This is a genomic window from Chitinophaga sp. 22620, from assembly GCF_052044405.1.
Classification (GTDB): Bacteria; Bacteroidota; Bacteroidia; order Chitinophagales; family Chitinophagaceae; genus Chitinophaga.
This window is the reverse complement of record NZ_JBQEMV010000015.1, coordinates 1-519: the sequence shown is the minus strand read 5'-3', so window position 1 is coordinate 519 and position 519 is coordinate 1. Positions and strand designations below refer to the sequence as shown.

Annotated in this window: 1 protein-coding gene; it reads left to right on the top strand. The window is 56.3% G+C overall.

Going from position 1 to position 519, the window contains the following annotated elements:
* A partial coding sequence (locus ACTJIK_RS25755; RefSeq protein ID WP_440650477.1) for an HYR-like domain-containing protein occupies window positions 1-519 on the top strand: 519 nt, incomplete at both ends.

Genomic DNA, 519 nt, shown 5'->3' with positions numbered 1-519 from the left:
CACCTGCTCCGGCTAACACTACTGTAGAATGTAGCGCCATCCCGGCCCAACCGAATCTGACGGCCAATGATGCCTGCATGGGTTCCGTAACGGTCACCAGACGCCAGGATACTGTGCGGGCTGCCGGTGCATGTTTGAATAATTATCAACTCCGCCGTGTGTGGATCGCTACCGATGTGTGCGGTAACCGTGACTCCGTAATACAGATCATCACTGTACTGGATACCCGTCCGCCGGTGTTTACTACTCCTGCTCCGGCTAACGCGACCGTGGAATGTAGCGCCATCCCGGTTCAACCGGATCTGACAGCCAATGACGCCTGTATGGGTGCTGTGACCATCACCAAACGTCAGGATACTGTGCGGGCTGCCGGTGCATGTCTGAATAACTACCAGCTTCGCCGTGTATGGATCGCTACCGATGTGTGCGGTAACCGTGACTCCGTAATTCAGATCCTTACCGTTCGTGATACCCGTCCGCCTGTGTTCACAACGCCGGCTCCGGCCAATGTAACCGTGG